At 31.9% G+C, this 21,684-nt stretch carries 15 protein-coding genes; 14 read left to right on the top strand and 1 reads right to left on the bottom strand.

From position 1 onward, the window contains the following. A partial coding sequence (locus HY951_01220; GenBank protein ID MBI5538651.1) for a MerR family transcriptional regulator occupies positions 1 to 429 on the bottom strand: 429 nt, incomplete at its 3' end. A gap of 1,237 nt (positions 430 to 1,666) precedes the next feature. Between HY951_01220 and HY951_01215 the strand changes: the two genes are divergently transcribed. The 14 genes from HY951_01215 (at position 1,667) to HY951_01150 (ending at position 21,562) form a co-directional block, all read left to right on the top strand. Further along, a complete protein-coding gene (locus HY951_01215) occupies positions 1,667 to 2,098 on the top strand; it encodes a hypothetical protein (GenBank protein MBI5538650.1) in 432 nt (143 codons plus the stop codon). 92 nt (positions 2,099 to 2,190) lie between these two features. Continuing rightward, positions 2,191 to 3,696, top strand: a complete 1,506-nt coding sequence (locus tag HY951_01210) for an efflux RND transporter periplasmic adaptor subunit (protein ID MBI5538649.1) — start codon at positions 2,191 to 2,193, stop codon at positions 3,694 to 3,696. A gap of 11 nt (positions 3,697 to 3,707) precedes the next feature. Further along, positions 3,708 to 6,809: an efflux RND transporter permease subunit gene (locus HY951_01205; protein MBI5538648.1), complete on the top strand. Its 3,102-nt coding sequence runs from the start codon at positions 3,708 to 3,710 to the stop codon at positions 6,807 to 6,809. Further along, entirely contained in the window at positions 6,809 to 7,159 is a 351-nt protein-coding gene (locus tag HY951_01200) for a DUF3147 family protein (GenBank protein ID MBI5538647.1), read from the top strand. Before HY951_01205 ends, HY951_01200 begins: the two co-directional genes overlap by 1 nt. Positions 7,160 to 7,171: 12 nt before the next feature. Next, positions 7,172 to 8,350, top strand: a complete 1,179-nt coding sequence (locus HY951_01195) for a TolC family protein (GenBank protein ID MBI5538646.1) — start codon at positions 7,172 to 7,174, stop codon at positions 8,348 to 8,350. A 479-nt stretch (positions 8,351 to 8,829) separates the two neighbouring features. Then, positions 8,830 to 9,228: a transcriptional repressor gene (locus tag HY951_01190; GenBank protein MBI5538645.1), complete on the top strand. Its 399-nt coding sequence runs from the start codon at positions 8,830 to 8,832 to the stop codon at positions 9,226 to 9,228. Between the two features lie 40 nt (positions 9,229 to 9,268). Further along, a complete protein-coding gene (locus tag HY951_01185) occupies positions 9,269 to 9,598 on the top strand; it encodes a hypothetical protein (protein ID MBI5538644.1) in 330 nt (109 codons plus the stop codon). Positions 9,599 to 9,871: 273 nt separating this feature from the next. Then, on the top strand, positions 9,872 to 14,239 hold the full coding sequence (locus HY951_01180; GenBank protein MBI5538643.1) for a CusA/CzcA family heavy metal efflux RND transporter: 4,368 nt from the start codon (positions 9,872 to 9,874) through the stop codon (positions 14,237 to 14,239). Positions 14,240 to 14,278: 39 nt separating this feature from the next. Further along, positions 14,279 to 15,457, top strand: coding sequence for an efflux RND transporter periplasmic adaptor subunit (locus HY951_01175; protein MBI5538642.1), 1,179 nt, complete (start codon positions 14,279 to 14,281; stop codon positions 15,455 to 15,457). A gap of 30 nt (positions 15,458 to 15,487) precedes the next feature. Then, the gene (locus HY951_01170) at positions 15,488 to 17,638 is read left to right on the top strand and encodes a T9SS type A sorting domain-containing protein (GenBank protein MBI5538641.1); all 2,151 of its coding nucleotides are present in this window, start codon (positions 15,488 to 15,490) and stop codon (positions 17,636 to 17,638) included. Then, positions 17,635 to 17,958 carry a P-II family nitrogen regulator gene (locus tag HY951_01165; protein MBI5538640.1) on the top strand — a complete coding sequence of 108 codons (324 nt, stop codon included), beginning with the start codon at positions 17,635 to 17,637 and terminating at the stop codon, positions 17,956 to 17,958. The genes HY951_01170 and HY951_01165 overlap by 4 nt, the downstream gene beginning before the upstream one ends. A 99-nt stretch (positions 17,959 to 18,057) precedes the next feature. After that, a complete protein-coding gene (gene cadA / locus HY951_01160) occupies positions 18,058 to 20,139 on the top strand; it encodes a cadmium-translocating P-type ATPase (protein MBI5538639.1) in 2,082 nt (693 codons plus the stop codon). Between the two features lie 176 nt (positions 20,140 to 20,315). Next, positions 20,316 to 20,912: an isoprenylcysteine carboxylmethyltransferase family protein gene (locus HY951_01155; GenBank protein MBI5538638.1), complete on the top strand. Its 597-nt coding sequence runs from the start codon at positions 20,316 to 20,318 to the stop codon at positions 20,910 to 20,912. 50 nt (positions 20,913 to 20,962) lie between these two features. Further along, positions 20,963 to 21,562, top strand: a complete 600-nt coding sequence (locus HY951_01150) for a hypothetical protein (GenBank protein ID MBI5538637.1) — start codon at positions 20,963 to 20,965, stop codon at positions 21,560 to 21,562. Positions 21,563 to 21,684: the final 122 nt, after the last annotated feature.

The raw sequence follows: 21,684 nt of genomic DNA, 5'->3' as shown, positions 1-21,684 counted from the left end.
TTTTCTAATAGAATCTACCAGCTTTTGCTTTTCATCTTCATTATTAAGTTGAATATTTTCTACTTTGTTTTTAATCTTTTCCTTCTCATCATCAGAAAGTGCTCTGTATTGTTCTGAAATATCAAAAGGTGTTGTAAGATAAAAACTGACTTCTTTAATATTTTCCAAAGGATAACCATATTCTCTGAGTTCTTTTACAATATGAAGCCAGATAAGTTCGATAAAATTAAATGTATAAGGGCCTCCTTTATTTCTTGAGCTGTCAGGAATAAGTCCTTTTGCATCCCAGTGATTCATAACTCGTGTAGAAATACCAATATCTTTTAAAGCGAATTTTTGCTGAAATCTAAGTTCCATCGTTTTTTCTATTCCTTCTATAAAAGAATCAGCACTCATTGAATTAAAAACAGTATCGAGAGAAAATTCCATTTGACTTTATTTTAAAGTTAGGATTATTACACCTTATAACGTACAAATATAATATATGTTTACACAAATGTAAAGTTTTTTGACAAATATTTATAAATTTTTAGTAAAATCCGGTGTTTTTTATGTACACTTTTGAATTTTTCCATGTGCAAAATGATAATTCCGGTCGTTTTTTGGTCGAAAATATAAAAATACCATGTGAAAAATGAATTTCATATTGTACACTTTAGTTTTTTCTGGGCGTTTTTTGGTGAAAAACTAATAAATCAGTATGCAAAATAAAATTTTTGAAGTAAACTTAATTTTTTTCTAATAATTGTTTGAATAAAAAATTGAAATCAATTGCTATGTTTTTTTTATTTTTTCAATTTCTGAATAAAAATCAATATTTTTAAAATCTTTATAAGAAGGGTTGAGTTTTGACTCATTATGATTATCGAAATCCCCATATTTAGCAATAAATTTGTTCCAAACTTACAAATAGAACATTTAAAATAATGGGAATACTTGCTTTTTGGGTTAAAGAAATAACTAATTTTAAACTTTAATACACTAAATATTTTGTGAAGCGTTTTGCCATTATTACCGGTATCTTATCAGGTCTTCTTTTTGGAGTAACAACTCCATTTAGTAATCTTAAAAGAAGACATGAATAAAAGTATTTCTATGCACTTCAGAATCTCACTCGAAAACTTTTCAAGCATTGAGCAGATAAGTATTTTGCCGATTTACGCAATACAACATCTAAATAATTAACGGCGCAACAAATTTCAAAATAAGGATTTTGTCGAATCTGTTTTGTCAGGTTATTACGAGTATTTACCTGACATATTAATCTCTAAAAAGATTTATATTAATCTGAATGACATTCACTTATGATATGGGTATAAATTTTCACCTATATGGTATTTTCGGTATAGGTGAACATCGTAAATAATAATGTTTTTTTAATGTAATCGAAAAAGCTAAAGAAAGTTGCAAAACCACTGGTGAAGCTATTTCTGATCATTTTGTTGACATCACCAAAATGGTTACTAAGCCTAAAGGTGCGACAAAGGAAGAACATGATATGAATTCATATCCTCACACCTAACTAAATACAAATCTCTTATTCCATAAACCTTCTAACTAAAAAAGTTATTTTTAGTTAAAAATTCATTTCTTATGCTATACACCTACTTTTTATCTATTTATTTCAAACTTTATTACATAACTTTGTTCCACTTTTAGTTGAAAAATGAGACTTAAAATATTTACTATATTTTTACTTTGCATTGCCAACACAATATTGTTGTCTCATACTATTATTCCACATCACCACCATCAATCTCAAATATTTCTTGTTGGCCCACATAGTTTAGCAAAGAATACGGAACATTCCCATAAAACACATGGACACGAACATGATGGGAATAATGAAAGCCATCATTGTATTTTAAAACAGGTTATTGTAATTCCACCTAATCAATTGCGTCAAACTTTTGATGCTAACAATCTCGATTCTAATTTCGATTTTACAAATCTTTTTGTAGCTGTTCTTTATAAGAATCCTGTTGTAAAAACTGAACTCCTAAACTTATATAAAGCCAGAGAACACTCAGAGTTTTCTTCGCATTATATTAATTACGTGAACTTAAGTACAGGTTTACGTGCTCCTCCTATTGGCTAAATATTTTTTTTAACGCAATTGGCAACAGTTACTCTATTGCTTAAATTATCTGCGTAATTTTTCAATATTTTTTAATATTTAAATTATTTTCAATGAAAATTAAAATTTTTCTCATTGCAGTATTTGCTATAGGGTTAGCAAGTTGCAATCAAAATGATAAAGCGATTCAAGATAGTCATGGAGGCGAAAGTGTAAAACTGAAAATCACAGCATACAGCAACGAATTTGAACTTTTTGCAGAAGCAGATCCTTTTGTTGTAGGAGATAGTTGTAATGTATTGTCTCATTTTTCAAATCTTCCTTCATTTAAAGCTTTAGACAGTGGAAGTGTAACAATCAGGTTGATTATTGGATCAAATGAAACAACTGAGTCTCTTGATAAACCAACACGAAAAGGTATATTTAGTTTTAATTTAAGACCTAAAACAGCTGGTTCAGGTAAAATTATTTTTGATATAAAAACTGTAAAAGGTAACTATCAGGTTGTAGCAGATAATATCAATGTTTATTCTGATAAAAATTCAGCAGATGAAGCTGCAAAAAAGCTTCAACCTTCAAAAACAAATACCATCGTATTTACAAAAGAACAATCCTGGAAAATTAAATTCGAAACAGCTGATCCTTTGTATGAACCATTCGGACAAGTAATAAAAACTACAGCTCAAGTAAAGTCTGCTCAGGGAGATTTAACAATTGTTGCTGCTCAAACATCGGGTATGATTTTGTTTTCAGGTGACAATATTCTGGAAGGAATTAATGTATCAGCAGGGCAATCATTATTTATGATTACAGGAAGCGGATTAGCTGATAATAATTCAACTGTACGATATGCAGAAGCACAGAATAATTTCAATAAGGCAAAAGAAAATTATGAAAGACAAAAGGCTCTGGCAGCTGATAAAATAGTTTCTGAAAAGGATTTGTTAGCATCAAAAACAGAATACGAAAATGCAAAAGTGACTTTTGAAACTTTCAGTAAAAATTTCTCTGTTAGCGGACAATCTGTGTCGTGCCCTATAACTGGATATTTAAAACAGCTCTTTGTTAGCAACGGTCAATTTGTTGAAGCAGGTCAGCCTTTAATTTCTGTAACAAAGAATAAAACATTATTGCTTCAAGCAGATGTTCAACAAAAATATGCACCTATTCTTGGTTCAATTTCTTCAGCAAATATTCGAACTATATATGATAATAAATCTTATACTCTCGAAGAATTGAATGGAAAAATATTATCATACGGAAAAAGCACAAATGATGATAATTACTTAATTCCGGTAAGTCTTCAAATTGATAATATCGGTAGTTTTCTTTCTGGTGGTTTTGTTGAATTATACCTAAAAACGTTGTCAAGTGCTAAAACAATTACTGTTCCTTCAACTGCCATTCTTGAAGAACAGGGAGTATATTCTGTTTTAGTACAGGTAAATCCTGAATTATTCGAGAGAAAGGAAGTTTCTATTGGTGTTACAGATGGTATTAGAACTGAAATTACTAGTGGAATTAATAAAACTGACCGTGTTGTAAAAATAGGTGCAATTCAGGTAAAACTTGCTCAGGCAACAAATGCGTTAGACCCGCACTCTGGTCATAACCATTAAAAACAAAAGTCATGTTAGATAAAATTATAAAATTTTCAATAAACAACAAGTTTTTCATCTTGTTGTGCGCAGTGGTTCTGATTGTATTCGGACTACGCACTGCCAAAAACATGGATGTGGATGTATTTCCAGACCTTACTGCTCCAACAGTAGTTGTTATGACAGATGCTCATGGCATGGCTGCTGAAGAAGTAGAGCGATTGGTTACTTTTCCGTTAGAAACTGCTGTGAATGGTGCTACAGATGTACGCAGAGTTCGTTCAGCTTCTTCACAAGGTTTTTCATTTGTATGGGTAGAATTCGATTGGGGAACAGATATTTTTAAAGCCCGCCAGATTGTAAGTGAAAAATTAATAACTGTGTCAGCACAAATGCCATTAGGGGTTGGTCAGCCAACGCTTGCTCCTCAATCAAGTGTTATGGGAGAAATGTTTTTTATAGGTATTCAGGCTGACAGTACTACATTAATGGATTTAAGGACAATTGCTGATTGGAATGTAAAGCCATTACTTCTTGCAACCACCGGAGTTTCACAAGTTACAATAATTGGTGGTGATTACAAACAATATCAGGTATTAGCAAATCCTCAAAAAATGAAATACTATGGTGTTTCAATGAGCGAACTTGCAAGTATTTGCGAAGGAATCAGCCAAAACTCATCAGGTGGAGTAATAAGGCAATATGGAAATGAATATGTTGTACGTGGAATGGCAAGATCTTCTGATCTTGAGGAATTGTCCAAATCGGTAATAAAGATAAATAATAATAAACCTGTAAGATTAAGTGATATTTCTGAAGTGAAAATTGGTAGCGCAGTAAAAATGGGATATGCTTCTGAAAACGGGAAACCTGCAATTATTATTTCTATTTCAAAACAACCTAATACAAATACACTTGAATTAACAGAGCGCATTGAAGCAAATCTTGCAGTCCTTCAAAAAACATTACCGCCTGATGTGAAATTAGATACAAAGATATTCCGACAGGCTGATTTTATAGAGACTTCTGTAAACAATGTTCAGAATGCTTTGATTGAAGGAGCAATATTTGTAATTATTATTCTGTTTCTGTTTTTAGGAAGCTTCAGGACAACAATTATTTCATTGCTTGCAATACCGCTTTCTTTACTGGGAGCTATTCTTGTTATGAAATTATTTGGACTAAACATAAATACAATGAGTCTGGGAGGTATGGCAATAGCCATTGGAGTTCTTGTTGATGATGCCATAATTTATGTAGAAAATGTATATAAACGACTGCGACAAAATCATGCAAAACCTGCTGAAGAAAAAATATCTAATATTAATGTTGTATTTGATGCATTAAAGGAAATTCAAGCCTCAATTTTGAATGCAACATTTATAATTATTGTGGCTTTTCTTCCTTTGTTTTTTCTTTCTGGAATGGAAGGAAGAATGTTGATACCACTTGGTGTTTTATTTATTGTTGCATTGTTTGTTTCTCTTATTGTTGCGATGACACTCACTCCGCTATTGTGTAATATGTTATTGACAAATGAAAAATACCTGAATAAAAACAAAAAAGAAAAGTGGTTGGTGCGAAAATTATCAGGCTATTATGAAAAATCACTTACCTGGTCTCTGAATCACAAACGTGTAGTTTTATTTTCATCGTTAGGACTTTTTGTTGCTTCAATAATTGCTTTTTCAACTATGGGAAGAAGTTTTCTTCCTGAGTTTAATGAAGGTTCTTTAACCTTGTCGGCTATCTGTAAGCCTGGAACTTCATTAGAAGAGAGCAATATTCTTGGAAATCTTATTGAAACAGAACTGTTATCAATACCAGAAGTTGTAAGTACTGCAAGAAGAACAGGTAGAGGAGAATTAGATGAACATTCCCAAAAAGTTAATAGTGCAGAAATAGATGTTAATTTTAAATTAAAAGATCGAAGTAGAGATGAGTTTATGGCCGATGTCCGTAAAAAACTATCTGGTGTACCTGGCATTGCTGCTACTGTTGGTCAACCTCTAGGACACAGAATAGATCACATGTTATCGGGTACAAGAGCGAATATTGCAATTAAAATTTTTGGAAATGACTTGAATAAGCTTTTCGCATTAGGTAATGAGGTTAAAAGCTCGGTTGCTGGAATTGAAGGTTTAGTAGATGTAAATGTAGATCAGCAAATAGATGTTCCTCAGATACAAATAAAAGCAAATAGGGAAATGCTGGCTCAATACGGAATTACTATTGAGCGTTTCAACGAATTTATTGATATTTCATTTGGTGGGGAAAAACTTGCGGACATTTATGAGGGACAGCGAAGGTTTGATCTTGTATTACGTCTAGATAAAAATTATACAGAAACTATAGAGGGTATTAAATCAGCATTAATTGATACATATGATGGTAAAAAAATCCCATTAGAAGAAGTTGCTGATATAGTTTCTGTAACTGGCCCAAGTTCCATCAGCAGGGAAAATGTTCAACGAAAAATTGTTGTTTCAGCAAACGTTTCAGGAAGGGATATAAGCAGTGTAGTAAAAGACATCAAAAAAGCTGTTGATAATAAAGTAAAGGTGCCAGAAGGGTATGGGATTGTATACGGTGGACAATTTGAAAGTGAAGAAAAAGCTTCCCAAACACTTCTGTATACTTCAATAATTGCAATTTTTATTATTTTCTTATTGCTTTATCAGGAGTTCAAAAATTTCAAGTTAGCGGGTATTATATTGTTAAATCTTCCACTTGCATTAATTGGTGGTGTTTTCTCAATTTATTTTACTTCAGGCATATTAAGTATTCCTGCAATTATTGGATTTATTACACTTTTTGGTATTGCAACGCGAAATGGAATTCTGCTGATTTCAAATTATCAGAATTTACATAAGAAAGGTACTTCTTTATATGAAACCGTAACAAAAGGTTCAATAGACAGATTAAACCCAATTTTAATGACTGCACTTACTGCGGCTCTTGCACTTATTCCATTAGCTTTGAAAGGTGATCTTTCGGGTAATGAAATTCAAAGTCCGATGGCAAAAGTTATTTTGGGTGGATTGCTTACTTCTACTTTATTAAATATGTATATTATACCAATTGTTTATAGTATTCTCAGAAATCGTGGAATTTTAAAAAATGAAAAGGTATGATAATTAGATTTATTATTAAAGTATTGGTAACTTCTGTGTTAATTGTTGCAATTTCAGAAGTAAGCAAACGAAATTCAGTAATGGCAGCTATTTACGCATCTTTACCATTGACTACTTTATTGGCTATGGTTTGGCTGTATCTGGACACAAACAATTCCCAGAAAGTTGCTTCTCTTTCTTGGAATGTCCTTATTGCAGTCATTCCTAGCTTTATTTTTTTAATAGCATTTCCCTTGTTCATCAAGTTTGGTTTAAATTTCTGGGTATCGTTAACGATATCGGCAGCTATTACAGCCATTGCTTATTGGGGTTATGTTGTAGTATTAAAATATTATGGTATTAATTTTTAACATAGAATAAAAATGAACAAATACATAAAAATATGTTCTGTTCTTTTCTTTTTGCCGATTTCTCTTTTAGCACAAAACAGTATTGAAAGTATTTTGCCGCAAATAGAAAAGAACAACTCAACTCTTTTAGCATTGCAAAAAAGTGTTGAAGCCAATAGTTTTGGCAATAGAACAGGCATTTACCTTAAAAATCCTGAATTTGAATTCAACTATTTATTTGGTAATCCTTCAGCTATTGGCAACCGTACTGATTTTAGCATAAGACAGTCGTTTGATTTTCCAACGGCATATTGTTACAAAAGCAAAATTGCAAACATGAAGAATCAGCAACTGGAGCTTGAATATCAGAAACAATTAAAAACAGTACTTCTTCAAGCTCGAAGTCTATGTATAGATATTATCAATGCAAATGCTTTGAAAAAAGAATACGACAGACGATTGAAACATGCTCAGAGTATTTCCGATTCTTATAAAGCAAGGTTTAATAACGGAGATGTAAATGTTATTGAATATAACAAAACACAATTAAACTTATTAAATGCTCAGAAAGAATCCGAAACAAATGATCTGAAACTTAAAGGATACACTTCAGAGCTTACTTCTTTAAACGGTGGAACCGCAATAGCAGTTGAAGATACCGTTTTTGTAGTAAAAGAAATCCCAGTTGATTTTGAGCAGTGGTATATTGAAGCTGAAAAAAGCAGTCCGGTTTTATCTTGGCTGAAACAAGAAATTGAAATAAGTCAGAAACAACAAAAACTTAATATGGCAATGAGTTTACCAAAATTATCTACAGGCTATATGAGTGAGAAAGTTGTAGGGCAACAATTCCAGGGTTTAAGTGTAGGCATATCAATTCCGTTATGGGAAAACAAAAACACTGTTAAATTCGCTAAAGCAAATATTCTTGCTATTCAGGCATTGGAGACTGATTATAAAATTAATTTTTACAATAAACTTAAAATTTTACATGGTAAGGCAATAAGTCTACGAAAAACAGTTGATGCGTATCGTTTAACTTTGATGTCGGCAAATAATGCTGAATTGCTTAAAACAGCATTTGATAAAGGCGAAATTTCATTAATTGACTATATGATGGAACTTGCTTTCTATTATTCGAGTATAAATAGCATGTTTGAAACTGAAAAAGAATTACAAAAAGTTATTTCTGAGCTAACTATTTACCAATAATTCATAGGAGTTTATTTGTTTAAAGCTGCCACTATCCTATTTCGATGGTGGCAGTTTTTTTAATCTTGTGACAAATCTGCAAAGACCGCGATTATCTTTTGGGGAACTCTAAATTATATCTTCCTCATATTTTGATGCTTTAATTGATATTTTAATAAAGATTTACTTTGTTTTATTACAAATTCTTTAAAGTAGGTGGCGTTCTGATTGTGTTATATTTGTTTGCCATAAAATGTTTGTTTATTCAAAAATACGTTAATTTGTTACAGATGTTTTAATTTCCGTTTCTTATGTCAGAATTTTCAAATATTTTCACTTTACTACAAGAATTGAAATAAAAAACCTGATTTTACCTCCAAGTTCTGGCAGGGCGAAAGTGTGCTTGATAATTCTTGAAAATTTGTGAATGAAAATGATGAAAAATGAAAGTGTTTGAAAGAAAATGAACAAGGTTGAGCGAAAACTTATAAATTTGTACTATGAATAAACTTAATCAAAGGAATATCAAGCCAACTGCAATGCGTGAGTTGGTTTTAAAAGTATTGATGGAACAAAAGGTTGCCATTAGTTTAGCTGATTTAGAACAAAAATTTGATAAAGTAGATAAAGTTACTTTATATAGGACTTTAAAAACTTTTGAAGAAAATAAGCTTATACATAGCATTGATGATGGCACTGGCTCCGTTAAGTATGCTATGTGCAATGAAACCTGTGAATGTAATCCAAATGATTTACATATTCATTTTTTATGCTCAAAATGCAAGCAAACCTATTGCATGACCGAAATTCCAGTTCCTCCTGTAAATCTGCCGGTTCTCTTTACACTTGATAGTATTAACATGGTAGTAAAAGGTGTATGTGCTAATTGCCATAAATAACTTTGCAACTCAATTGCAATAAAAAACATATATCTTTGTAGTGAAATTAGCTGAAAATAAGTTGAAATTCTTAACAATCATATTAAGTATTTATATAGTGGGTCTTACACTAATTCCTTGTGTTGATAATCACAGGTCAAATGATATTCAGTTAACACATTTATGTAAACAAACTAACGATTCACATTCTTCTGATGTTGACCTTTGTTCTCCTTTCTGTACATGCAGTTGTTGTGGATCAAGTATTTCTTTTGTATATCAGATATTTTTTAAACCTATCTCGGTTAAACCTTCCGCATTAGAATATTTTTTCAGAGTTCCATTTCTCTCTGAATTTTCTCTTTCTTTCTGGCAACCGCCAAAAATATAATTTTTATAACTACTGATTAGATTAACTTCGTTATTAAATTCTACACGTTGTTAATCATCTTTATGTTTTCTTTATTGAAACATAACATATTCACGTAGTATTTAAATTATCAAATAAAATTGAAAACAAAAAAGAAGAAGAAAAAAAAGAAAAAAATCGATTCAAAGTATATTGTTAAGTGGTTCCTCATTTATTTAGTATGCTTAATCCTGATTTTCGGCATTATTACAAGAATTTATCACTATTTCACCGTACATGTAAAATAAATAAATTATGATAGAAAAAATCATTAAATTTTCGATAAATAACAAATTAGTAATAGGGTTATTTTTATTAGCCTTAATTGCTTGGGGTATATATTCTCTAAAGAAATTACCCATTGATGCAGTTCCTGATATTACAAATAATCAGGTGCATATTATTTCAATTGCTCCAACATTGGCTGCTAATGAAGTAGAACAGTTTATTACAGCTCCAATTGAAATATCGGTAGCGAATATACCTAATAAAGTAGAGCTTCGATCTATTTCCCGATTAGGTTTGTCTGTTGTTACAGTAGTGTTTGAAGATAATGTAGATATGTATTGGGCAAGACAGCAAATTTCTGAACGCTTAAAAGAAGCCGAAGAGCTAATTCCTGCCGGAGTTACTAAACCACAATTGGCTCCAATATCTACAGGATTGAGTGAAATATACCAGTATGTATTGAGAGTTAAACCCGGATATGAGAAAAAATATGATGCCATGAAACTGCGTACTATTCAGGATTGGATAGTACGACGTGAAATGCTTGGAACTGATGGTGTAGCAGATGTAAACAGCTATGGGGGGTTTCTACAGCAATATGAAGTCTCTGTAAACCCTGAGCAATTAAAAGCGATGGGAATTACACTCACTGATATTTTTAATTCTCTGGAAAAAAACAATCAGAATACCGGTAGTGCATACATTGATAAGAAACCTCAAGCTTATTTTATCAGAGGCATCGGACTTGTTACATCTATTGAAGATATTGAAAATATTGTTGTTAAATCTACCAATCAAGATTTACCAATTTTAATAAAAGATGTGGCAAAAGTTCAGTTTGGCAATGCCCCAAGATACGGAGCATTTATAGTTGATACAATTGGTGAAGCAGTTGGCGGAGTAGTTATGATGCTTAAAGGCAAAAATGCTTCTGAAGTTATTGATGGTGTGAAAGAGCGAATAAAGCTGATTCAAAAATCATTACCCGAAGGAGTCGAAATAGAAGCATTCTATGACAGGACAGAATTGGTTGACCGTGCTGTTGGAACTGTTTCAAAAAATCTTATAGAAGGTGGTTTAATAGTTATTTTCATCTTAGTTCTGCTACTTGGAAATTTTAGAGCCGGGCTTATTGTTGCATCAGTTATTCCTTTATCTATGCTTTTTGCTATTTCATTAATGAATTTGTTTGGTGTCTCAGGAAACTTAATGAGTTTGGGAGCAATTGATTTCGGGTTGATTGTCGATGGGGCTGTTATTATTGTCGAAAGCGTGGTACATCGAATATCACAAAGTTCAACGCACCATGTCGGAGTTAAAAAGCTATCACGACAGCAAATGGATGGAGAAGTTTTAAGTTCTGCCAAAAGAATGATGAACTCTGCTACATTCGGTCAAATTATTATATTAATAGTTTACTTGCCAATTCTTGCATTAGTAGGAATTGAGGGTAAAATGTTTAGACCAATGGCTCAAACAGTAAGCTTCGCAATTCTTGGCGCACTTATTTTATCATTGACCTATGTTCCGGTTGCATCAGCATTATTTTTAAGCAGGAAAACAGAACATAAAACTACATTTTCTGATAAAATAATGAAGGCACTTCACAAAGCTTTTGATCCATTATTAAATTTTTCATTAAAGCACAAAATATCAGTTATTATAATTTCCGTCTCATTATTCATCGGAAGCATTTTTCTTTTTAATTCACTAGGAGGAGAATTTATTCCTCAACTCGAAGAAGGAGATTTGGCAGCAGGTGTTATGACTTTACAAGGTGGTTCTTTATCTAATACTATTGAAACAGTTGAGAAAGCTAATAAAATTTTAATGTCAAAATTTCCTGAAGTAGAACATGTAGTATGTAAAATCGGAACAGGCGAAATTCCTACTGACCCTACCCCGATGGAAACAGGAGATTATATAATGGTCATGAAAGATAAAAAAGATTGGACAAGTGCCTCCTCAAGGGAAGAAATGATGGAAAAGATGCAGGAAGAATTATCTGTATTGAAAGGAGTAGTATTTACACTTCAACAACCCATTCAGATGAGATTTAATGAATTAATGACTGGATCAAAGCAGGATGTTGCAGTGAAAATATTTGGAGATAATTTAGATACACTTGCAACTAATGCTGATGAAATAGAAAAACTAATTCGTGATGTGCCAGGTGTTGAAGATATAAATGTAGAAAAAGTAACTGGCTCTGGGCAGGTTCAGGTAATATACGACAGAAAGAAGATTGCACAATATGGGTTAAACATAGAAGACATTAATTTGATTCTAAAAACTGCATTTGCTGGTAGCTCTGCCGGAGTGGTATATGATGAAGAAAAACGCTTCGATCTGGTAGTCCGTTTTAATAAAAATTTTAGAGATGACATTGAGTTTATTAGAAGTCTGTATGTTCCATTACCGAACGGTAATCAAATTACACTTGACCAACTTGCTTCTGTTGAAATTAAAACCGGTACTGCACAGGTTTCCCGTGAAAGTACCAAACGTCGTATTACAATCCAATTCAATGTACGTAACAGGGATGTTCAATCTATTATTGAAGAAATCCGTCCTATACTCGATAAAAAATTAAAACTTCCTCCGGGATATTATATTACTTATGGTGGTCAATTTGAAAACTTGGTTGCAGCAAATAAAAGGTTGTCAATTGCTGTACCTGTAGCCTTATTATTAATTTTCGTTCTTTTATTTTTTACTTTCAAATCATTAAAACAAACCTTACTTATTTATTCGGCTGTTCCACTATCTATGATAGGTGGTGTAATTGCTCTTTATATTCGTGATATGAATTTCAGTATCTCGGCTGGTGTTGGGTTTATCGCTTTGTTTGGGGTTGCTGTACTGAATGGAATTGTTTTAATTGCAGAATTTAATCGACTGGAAAGAGAAGAAAATATTTCTGACATTTATGAACGTGTTTTTAAGGGTATAAAATCACGTTTTCGCCCGGTATTGATGACAGCAGCTGTTGCTTCACTTGGATTTTTACCAATGGCATTATCATCTTCAGCCGGAGCAGAAGTTCAGAAACCTTTAGCAACCGTTGTTATTGGCGGATTAATTTCAGCTACACTTTTAACTTTAATTGTATTGCCGGTACTTTATATTTTGTTTTCTGGTAAAAAAAGAAAAAATGGAATTTCTCCTGTTGTAAAAACAATCCTAATGATTTTGTGTTTTTCAGGATTTAGTTCGTTGAATACTGTAAAGGCTCAGACTAATAATCCGAAGACATATACACTCGATCAGATTATTCAAACTGCATTGACTAACAATGGCTATATCAAATCGGCAGCTTTGCAAGTTGAATATCAGAAAAAACTTAAAAATGGAAGCTGGGAATACGAAAAAACCAGTTTTGACTATACAAATGGTCAAACCAATTCATATGTAAAAGATAATAGCTTTACGATTTCACAATCTTTCCCATCCGTTTTTCAAAATGTTGGTCGTTCAAAACTGGGAAATGCTTATGTTAAGAATGCAGAAAACGGTTTATTGCTATCGAAAACTGAAATCATAAGCAATGTAAAATCAGTTTACGTTCAGCAATTATATAATTACTCCCTGCTTAAATTACTTGTTTATCAGGATTCACTTTATTACAATTTCCTTAAAGCAGCTGAACTTAAAACTGCAAAAGGTGAAAGTCCGTTATTAGAAAAAGTAACAGCACAGACTCGTTCTATGGAGATTAAAACATTAATCAATCAGGTAAAAGCAGATATTCAGATCAGTCAACAGAAACTGAAAGTTCTTATTAATGAAAGAGAAAATATCAGTCTTTCTGACACGATGTTATTTAAAATCGATTTTGCGTTTATATCTGACAGTTCCGCTATTTTTAATAATCCAACTCTTGCTATAATAAAGCAACAAATTGAAATTAGCAGAAGAGAAACTCAGGTTGAAAGATTGAAATTAATGCCTGACCTATCTGTTGGTTATTTTAATCAGTCAAATAAAGATTTAAGTAGTGGGTATCGTTTTACTGGTGTACAGTTTGGAGTTGCTGTTCCTATATTATTCTTTTCTCAATCTGCAAAAATAAAGGCATCTAAGATTAACGAACAAATTGCACAGAATAATTATGAATATTATAATTCTGCGATACAGGGTGAATTTCAAACGCTTTTGCAGGAATATTTGAAACTCAAATCAAGCATAGAATATTATGAAACGAATGCAATTCCGCAATCTGATTTGATTATTAAACAATCAGGTAAAAGCTATGTAGCTGGTGATATTAATTATGTGGAATATGTACTTAATCTTGATAAAGCACTGGAAATAAAATCAAATTATTTGCTAACATTAAGTAAATATAATCAATCGATAATAGACATTGATAGAATGTTAGGAAAAACAAATTAAATATTAACAAAAGTAAAATAAACTAAAAATAATAATAAAATGAAAACAAAATTGTTTTTTATACTGTTTGCACTGGCCTTATTTACACTAAGTTGCAATAGCAAAAAAGAGGCAAATGAACATGAAGGTGAACATGAGGTGCTTCCACCTAATACAGTTGAGATGAATGATGCTCAAGGTAAATCATCCGGTATTGAGCTTGGTACAATTGAGCAAAAAGTATTAAGTACAGAAATTAAAGTGAATGGAATTGTAAGCGTTTCACCACAAAATCTGGTTTCAATATCTGCAATAATGGGAGGCTATATTAAAAATACTAGTCTGGTTCAAGGTAGCCCTGTTTCAAAAGGTCAGGTTGTTGCAGTTATTGAAAACCCTGAATTTATCGAACTGCAACAAAACTTTATTGAAAGTAAAAGCAAACTTGATTATGCCGAAACTGAATACAACAGGCAAAAGGATTTAAATAAAGAAAATGTAAGTTCTAACAAAACATACCAACTTGCTTTATCAGAGTACAAAAGCCTTCAATCAAAGGTATATGCACTCGATCAGAAATTAAAACTTATAGGTATTGATGGTAAGAAATTGCAGGTTGAAAATATCTCAAGTTCAATTTCTGTTGTATCACCTATAAATGGTTATGTTAAAACTGTTAATGTTAATATTGGCAAGTATGTTAATCCTACCGATGTTATAGTTGAAATTATTAATATGCAAAACTTAACATTAGAACTAACTGTATTTGAGAAAGATATTAATAAAATATCTATCGGCCAAAAAATCAGTTTCAATATTCCAAATCAGCCTGACAACAAACAAAATGCAACTGTTTATCAGGTAGGAAAATCAATTAATACAGATAAAACAATTAAGGTATATGCTACTGTTGAGAAAGAGAATAAAAACTTATTGCCCGGAATGTATGTAAACGCAATAATTGAAACTCAAAATGATTCTGTTACTGCTTTACCTGCTGATGCAGTACTTTCTTTCGAGGATAAACATTATATTTTCATCTTTTATGAAAGAAAAAAGGAAGGTGAAAAGTTTGTTACTTTATATGAAATGATCGAGGTAAATAAAGGTGTAACAGACAATGGTTACACAGAAGTAATTTTGCCAAAAGACTTCGATCTTCAAAAAAGTAAAATTGTTCTAAAAGGGGCTTATAATTTATTATCAGCAATGAAAAATGCTGGCGATATGGCTTGTTAAAATAAATTATTAATTTAAAATATATGTAATATGCAAAATATAAAAACAGCAACTAAATTAAACCTATTCATTTGTGTTTTATTTAATAGAGTAGCAAAGAAAATTATTTTAATGTTATTTCTAACATTTCCTTTTATTAATGGTTTTTCACAAACACGTTTATGCTCTGAATTTGAAGCAGACCAACGTGCAGAAATTGAAAATCCGGATGCATTAAATGCTAAAAGCGAACTCGAATTATTCACAAAACAATTTTCTCAAAATAATCAAAAATCTGAAGCAGTCTATGTCATCCCGGTAGTGTTCCATGTTTTACACTACTACGGAGCAGAAAATATTTCAAAAGTTCAGATTTTAGATGCGATAAGAATATTGAATGAAGATTATAAAAAGTTAAATGCCGACACAGCAAATATTGTCTCAGCATTTCTAGGTATAGCTGCAAATTCAAATATTGAATTTCGATTAGCTCAGATTGATCCCAATGGAAATTGTACTGATGGTATTGTTAGAACCGTAACAAGTGAAACATATAATGCGAATGATGATTCAAAGCTACTTTCGCCTTCATGGCCTAGAAATAAATATTTAAATGTTTGGACAGCTAACAATTTAGAGTCTGGTGCAGCAGGTTATTCTTATTATCCATCAAGTGTTTCTGGAGCTTGGGGTGTAAATAAAGATGGAGTGATAATATTGGCAACCTACGTTGGCAGTATAGGAACAGGTAATTATAATTACTCTAGGGCACTAACTCATGAAGTTGGGCATTATTTGAATCTTGCACATACTTGGGGAAATAGTAATGAGCCTGGACTTGCTTCTAATTGCGGAATTGATGATGGTGTTTCCGATACTCCCAATACTATAGGTCATACAAGTTGTAATTTAACAGCAAACACTTGCGGAGAATTAGACAACGTGCAGAATTATATGGATTACAGCTATTGTAGCAATATGTACACAGAAGGGCAAAAGACCAGAATGAGGGCAGCTTTAAACAGTTCGGTAAGTGGGCGAAATAATTTATGGTCAGCTTCTAATTTAATTGCTACTGGTACAAATGATGGTTATATTTCACAAATATGTATTCCTGAACCGGATTTTAAATATAACAAATCACTTAGTTGCGACAATATTACAGTTCAATTCACTGATTTAACATGGAATGTTGATACTGGATATTCTTTGCAATGGTCGTTCCCGGGAGGAACTCCAGCTGTTTCGAGTGATATAAGCCCAATTGTTTCTTATGCTTCAGCAGGAAATTATAGTGCTACCTTAACCGCATCAAATACCAGTGGAAGCAACCAAATAACAAAGACAGATATTATACAAGTGCTGAATTCTACTGTAGGTGAAAACGTCCCTTGGATAGAAAGTTTTGAGGATAGTTCATTTCCGAATTATTTAGATACTACCAAAAGTTGGCTGATAAGAGGTAATAGCACATCTAATTGGGTAAGAACAAATATTGGTTATGATGGCATGGCTTCATTAAAGGTTAATAATGCAAGTAATGTGGCTGGTCAAACCTCCGAATTATATTCACCAAATATTTTATTTGCAGGAAATAATCCTAGTAATTTCTTTACTTATTGGGTTGCTTATGCTCAAAAAACTGCAACAGATAATGATAAATTACAGATTTACATTTCTTATAATTGCGGTTCTACTTGGTTACTAAGACAAACAAAATCTGGTGCAACATTATCTACTAATGGTGGTGCATTGGTTAGTTCTTTTACTCCAAGCACAACAGAATGGAGAATGGAAAATATTTATATCCCTACTTCATTTATGAATAAAGCAAATATTAGAGTTAAATTTGTTGTAACATCAGGTAGTGGTAATGGAATTTTCATTGATAATATAAATTTAGATCAATTAACAAATGTTGAAAATTTACCACTTTCTGCAACAAATAATTTAAATCTATATCCAAATCCAATAAATAATGAGTCTGTTTTGGTAATTGATTTAAACGAAACTTCAGAAGTAGAAATATCTATTACTAATATGCTAGGTCAAAAGATTGCTAATTATAAGAAAACATTTTTTAGCGGTCCATGTGACTTACCAGTTAAAGACATTTTAAAATCTGATATTACAAGTGGAGTATATTTTCTTTCGGTTACAATTAACGGAAAGGCTGAAACATTAAAACTGATAAAGCAATGAAAGCCATAAAAGCTATAGTAAAACCATTTAAGGTTGATGATATTCTGACTAAATTACAGGAGGTAGGTTGTTCTAATATCACTGTTTCGTGGGCAGAAGGAACAGGAACCTTTTCGGATGACGAGCAAATAAACTCTACCAGTTTCCTACTCACAAATTTTAAAGTTGCAATAATTGAAATTGTTTGTAATGATTCTGAAGTTGAAAAAATTGTCAGTATTATTTCCATCAAAGGACGAACTGGAAATTCAGGTGATGGAATTATATATGTTACCGATGTCCTAAAAGCTTATCGGGTTAAAACAGGTACTAATATTTAGTATGGTATTTAGCCATTTGTTGTACAGGTTATTAAATCTGTACGACAAATGGATGTTTGATAAATAAGCAATTATGTTTGCAATTAAATGGTACAGTAAATGAAAAAGTATAAGTTAAAAAACTTAGATTGTGCTTCTTGTGCTTCAAAAATTGAACACAGCATTGCCAAACTTGACGATGTGAAATTTGTCAATGTGAATTTTGCAAATTCTACCATGATTATTGATACCGATAATATTGAAAAGGTTAAAGCACAAATTCAGAAAATTGAACCGGAAGTTGAAGTCGAAGAAAATGAGAAAATAATAGTTGCAAAAAGTGAAATTGCTGAAAATAAATGGACTATTATTAAGGCTGTTTCAGGTCTGTTTATTTTAATTGCAGGAATGTTATTCGAAAAAGAATTACATAATACCCCTTTTCAGCTTGCTGAATTTTTGGTATTTGGAGCTGGTTATCTAATTGTAGGTTGGAAAGTCATTTCAACAGCTGTAAAAAATATCTTTAGAGGAAAGTTTTTTGATGAGCAGTTTTTAATGACAATTGCTACAGTTGGAGCTTTTGCAATAGACCAAATGCCAGAAGCAATGGCAGTAATGCTTTTTTATGTTGTGGGTGAATTATTTCAGGATATATCAGTAAATCGTTCAAGGAAATCAATAAAAGCATTGCTTGAAATAAAACCAGATTACGCAAATTTGTTGTTAAATGATGAAGCAATAAAAGTTTCTCCTGAGAGCGTAAAAGTTGGAGATATAATTATTGTTAAACCAGGAGAAAAAATTCCCCTCGATGGTGAAGTTATTGAGGGGAATTCATTTGTTGATACTGCTGCGTTAACTGGCGAAAGTGTACAACGTAAGTTTAAAGAAAAGGACACTGTTTTATCTGGGATGATAAATCAAACAGGTGTGCTTACTATCAAAGTAACAAAATTATTCAGTGAATCGTCCGTATCCAAAATTCTGGAGCTGGTAGAAAACGCATCATCTAAAAAAGCTGAAACCGAGAAATTTATTACCACTTTTGCTAAATATTATACTCCAGTAGTGGTGGTTGGTGCTTTGTTAATAGCCATTATTCCACCTTTGTTATTTAGCGGGCAAACATTCAGCGATTGGATCTATCGTGCATTGGTTGTCTTGGTTATTTCTTGCCCCTGTGCATTGGTTATAAGTATTCCGTTAGGATATTTCGGCGGAATTGGCAGTGCTTCAAGAAAAGGCATACTTGTTAAAGGCTCGAACTTTCTTGATGCGTTAACTCAGGTAAAAACAGTAGTCTTCGACAAAACAGGTACACTTACAAAGGGAGAGTTTAAAGTTGTAAATATTGTTACATCGAACGATTTTCCCAAAGAACAAATATTAGAATATGCTGCATATGCTGAAACCAACTCAAATCACCCTGTTGCTACGTCAATTTCTGATGCGTATGGAAAAGACAGAGATATCAAAAGAATAAAACATGTTGAAGAAATTTCAGGGCATGGCATAAAAGCAGTAATTGACGAAAAAACCGTACTTGCCGGAAATGATAAGTTAATGCATAAAGAAAACATTGAACACCCGGTATGTAATATCGAAGGAACTGTTGTTCATATTGCCATTGATAAGGTTTATGCCGGATATATAATTATTTCGGATACATTGAAAGATGATGCCATTGAAGCAATAGAAAATTTAAGAACAAAGAATATCCAAACGGTAATGCTTACAGGTGATAACAAATTTGCAGCAGCAGCCATTGCCAAAAAATTAAACATCGACAAATACTTTTATGAATTGTTACCCGAAGATAAGGTAAAACACATAGAAACTTTGATAGAAGAATGCAAAGGAGGAAAAGTGGCTTTTGTGGGTGACGGTATAAATGATGCCCCTGTCATTGCCCGTGCGGATATCGGAATAGCAATGGGTGCTCTTGGCTCTGATGCTGCAATAGAGACCGCAGATGTTGTGCTGATGACCGATTCTCCTTCAAAAGTTGCAATAGCTATTAATGTCGCAAAAAGAACAAGAAATATTGTCTGGCAGAATATTCTTTTTGCTATGGGTGTAAAGGCAATATTTATAATACTTGGAATATTCGGTATAGCCACTATGTGGGAAGCTGTTTTTGGCGATATGGGAGTGGCTTTGATAGCTGTTTTTAATGCTATAAGGATATTGAAAAAATAATTTCTCTCAAAAAAGAAATAAAAATTAACGATAATGAAACAGATTACAATAAACTTAATTTTTATTCTCACGATGAACTTTGTTTTTGGACAAGAAATTGACAGTTTTCCTGACAAAACAAAACAGGAAGTTAGTATATTAATACAAAAGTTAACGATTTACTAAATCTTATTTTTATGTTTGAAAAAATATATATAGCAACATTTCTCGCATGGTATTTTGTTATTGTGTTTATAGTTCCTTCAGTAAGAGTAAAGCTTAAAACAGGTATTAATCCTTATGTGTTTAAAAATACTGATTCTGCACATGACTTTCTTGGTAAAGTGTCAGCACCTATTACCTCGTTAATCTTTATAGTAGCATTAGTAAACATTATTTTTCCTGATGGAATAAAATACTTTGCACCTTTTTTCTGGCTCGAAATATCAATACTTAAATATGTTGGTTTTGTTCTTATGCACTTTGCATTGTTATGGATAGTAATTGCACAGATACAAATGAGTAACTCGTGGCGTGTAGGCATTAACCATTCGGAAAAAACGGAATTGAAAACAAACGGATTATTTTCAGTCTCAAGAAACCCGATTTTTTTAGGTATGCTTATTACTCTTGTCGGCATTTTCTTTATATTACCCAATGCTATTACATTACTTACTTTAGTAACTTCTGCATTATTATTTCAAGTACAGGTTAGACTTGAAGAAGAGTATTTATATAAAGTGCATGGAGAATCATATTTGGCATATTGTGGAAAAGTGAAAAGGTGGTTTTAGTGAAAATAATTTTATTGATATTTTATAAATAAACTCTAAAATTCTCAATTATGACAACTAAAATTTTATTGCTAACGATTGTAAATTTGTTCATATTTTTACAATCCAATGGACAGGATCAAGAATCGCTTACAAATAAAAGCGGTATTTATATGACTGCAACCGATTTTTTATCGGGTAAACTTACTTACGAAATAAACTGCCTTACTACGAAACAAAAGATTAAAACAACCAACTTTTTCAATACAAAAACAGTTAAAGTTACAAACCCTGACAGCACTATTAAACTATCTAAATCAAGTATTTGGGGCTTTCGCCTGTGCGATGGAAATGAATACAGGTTTTATCAGGGCAAAGAATATTTAATTATAGATAAAGGTGCAATTACTGTTTATCAAATTATCGAGAGATCAGGCACAAGTCCAAAAAGCAACCAGTCTGTATCCAAAACCAGATACTTTTTCAGCGAAGATGCAAACAGTTCTTTAAAAGAACTTACATTGAAGAATGTAGAGACTTCGATTACAAACAATAAAAAGTTTCATGATTTAATTGATTTATATTTCAAAACGGATGTGGATTTATTAATTTACGATGATTATTATAAAATGCTTCGTTTGAACCATATTTATAACGAAAGTCTTAAGTAAAATAAATTTTACTTTCTTTTGTATTGAGCCAAACGAGGATTTAAAACATTAAAAAAGAAGAGAAATTCTGTAATACTTAAGTTGTATTTAATTAAATGCAACCTTTCGATATATGTATATGT

This window comes from Bacteroidia bacterium, from assembly GCA_016218155.1.
Lineage (GTDB): Bacteria > Bacteroidota > Bacteroidia > Bacteroidales > GWA2-32-17 > GWA2-32-17.
Note: the sequence above shows the minus strand (reverse complement) of the source record. Positions and strands in the feature narration are given on the sequence as shown.

Coding starts and splice junctions, on each gene's coding strand:
- HY951_01150 (MBI5538637.1), top strand. CDS start 20,963: ATGACAACTAAAATTTTATTGCTAACGATTGTAAATTTGTTCATATTT.
- HY951_01195 (MBI5538646.1), top strand. CDS start 7,172: ATGAACAAATACATAAAAATATGTTCTGTTCTTTTCTTTTTGCCGATT.
- HY951_01210 (MBI5538649.1), top strand. CDS start 2,191: ATGAAAATTAAAATTTTTCTCATTGCAGTATTTGCTATAGGGTTAGCA.
- HY951_01215 (MBI5538650.1), top strand. CDS start 1,667: ATGAGACTTAAAATATTTACTATATTTTTACTTTGCATTGCCAACACA.
- cadA (MBI5538639.1), top strand. CDS start 18,058: ATGAAAAAGTATAAGTTAAAAAACTTAGATTGTGCTTCTTGTGCTTCA.
- HY951_01170 (MBI5538641.1), top strand. CDS start 15,488: ATGCAAAATATAAAAACAGCAACTAAATTAAACCTATTCATTTGTGTT.
- HY951_01190 (MBI5538645.1), top strand. CDS start 8,830: ATGAATAAACTTAATCAAAGGAATATCAAGCCAACTGCAATGCGTGAG.
- HY951_01155 (MBI5538638.1), top strand. CDS start 20,316: ATGTTTGAAAAAATATATATAGCAACATTTCTCGCATGGTATTTTGTT.
- HY951_01175 (MBI5538642.1), top strand. CDS start 14,279: ATGAAAACAAAATTGTTTTTTATACTGTTTGCACTGGCCTTATTTACA.
- HY951_01205 (MBI5538648.1), top strand. CDS start 3,708: ATGTTAGATAAAATTATAAAATTTTCAATAAACAACAAGTTTTTCATC.
- HY951_01165 (MBI5538640.1), top strand. CDS start 17,635: ATGAAAGCCATAAAAGCTATAGTAAAACCATTTAAGGTTGATGATATT.
- HY951_01180 (MBI5538643.1), top strand. CDS start 9,872: ATGATAGAAAAAATCATTAAATTTTCGATAAATAACAAATTAGTAATA.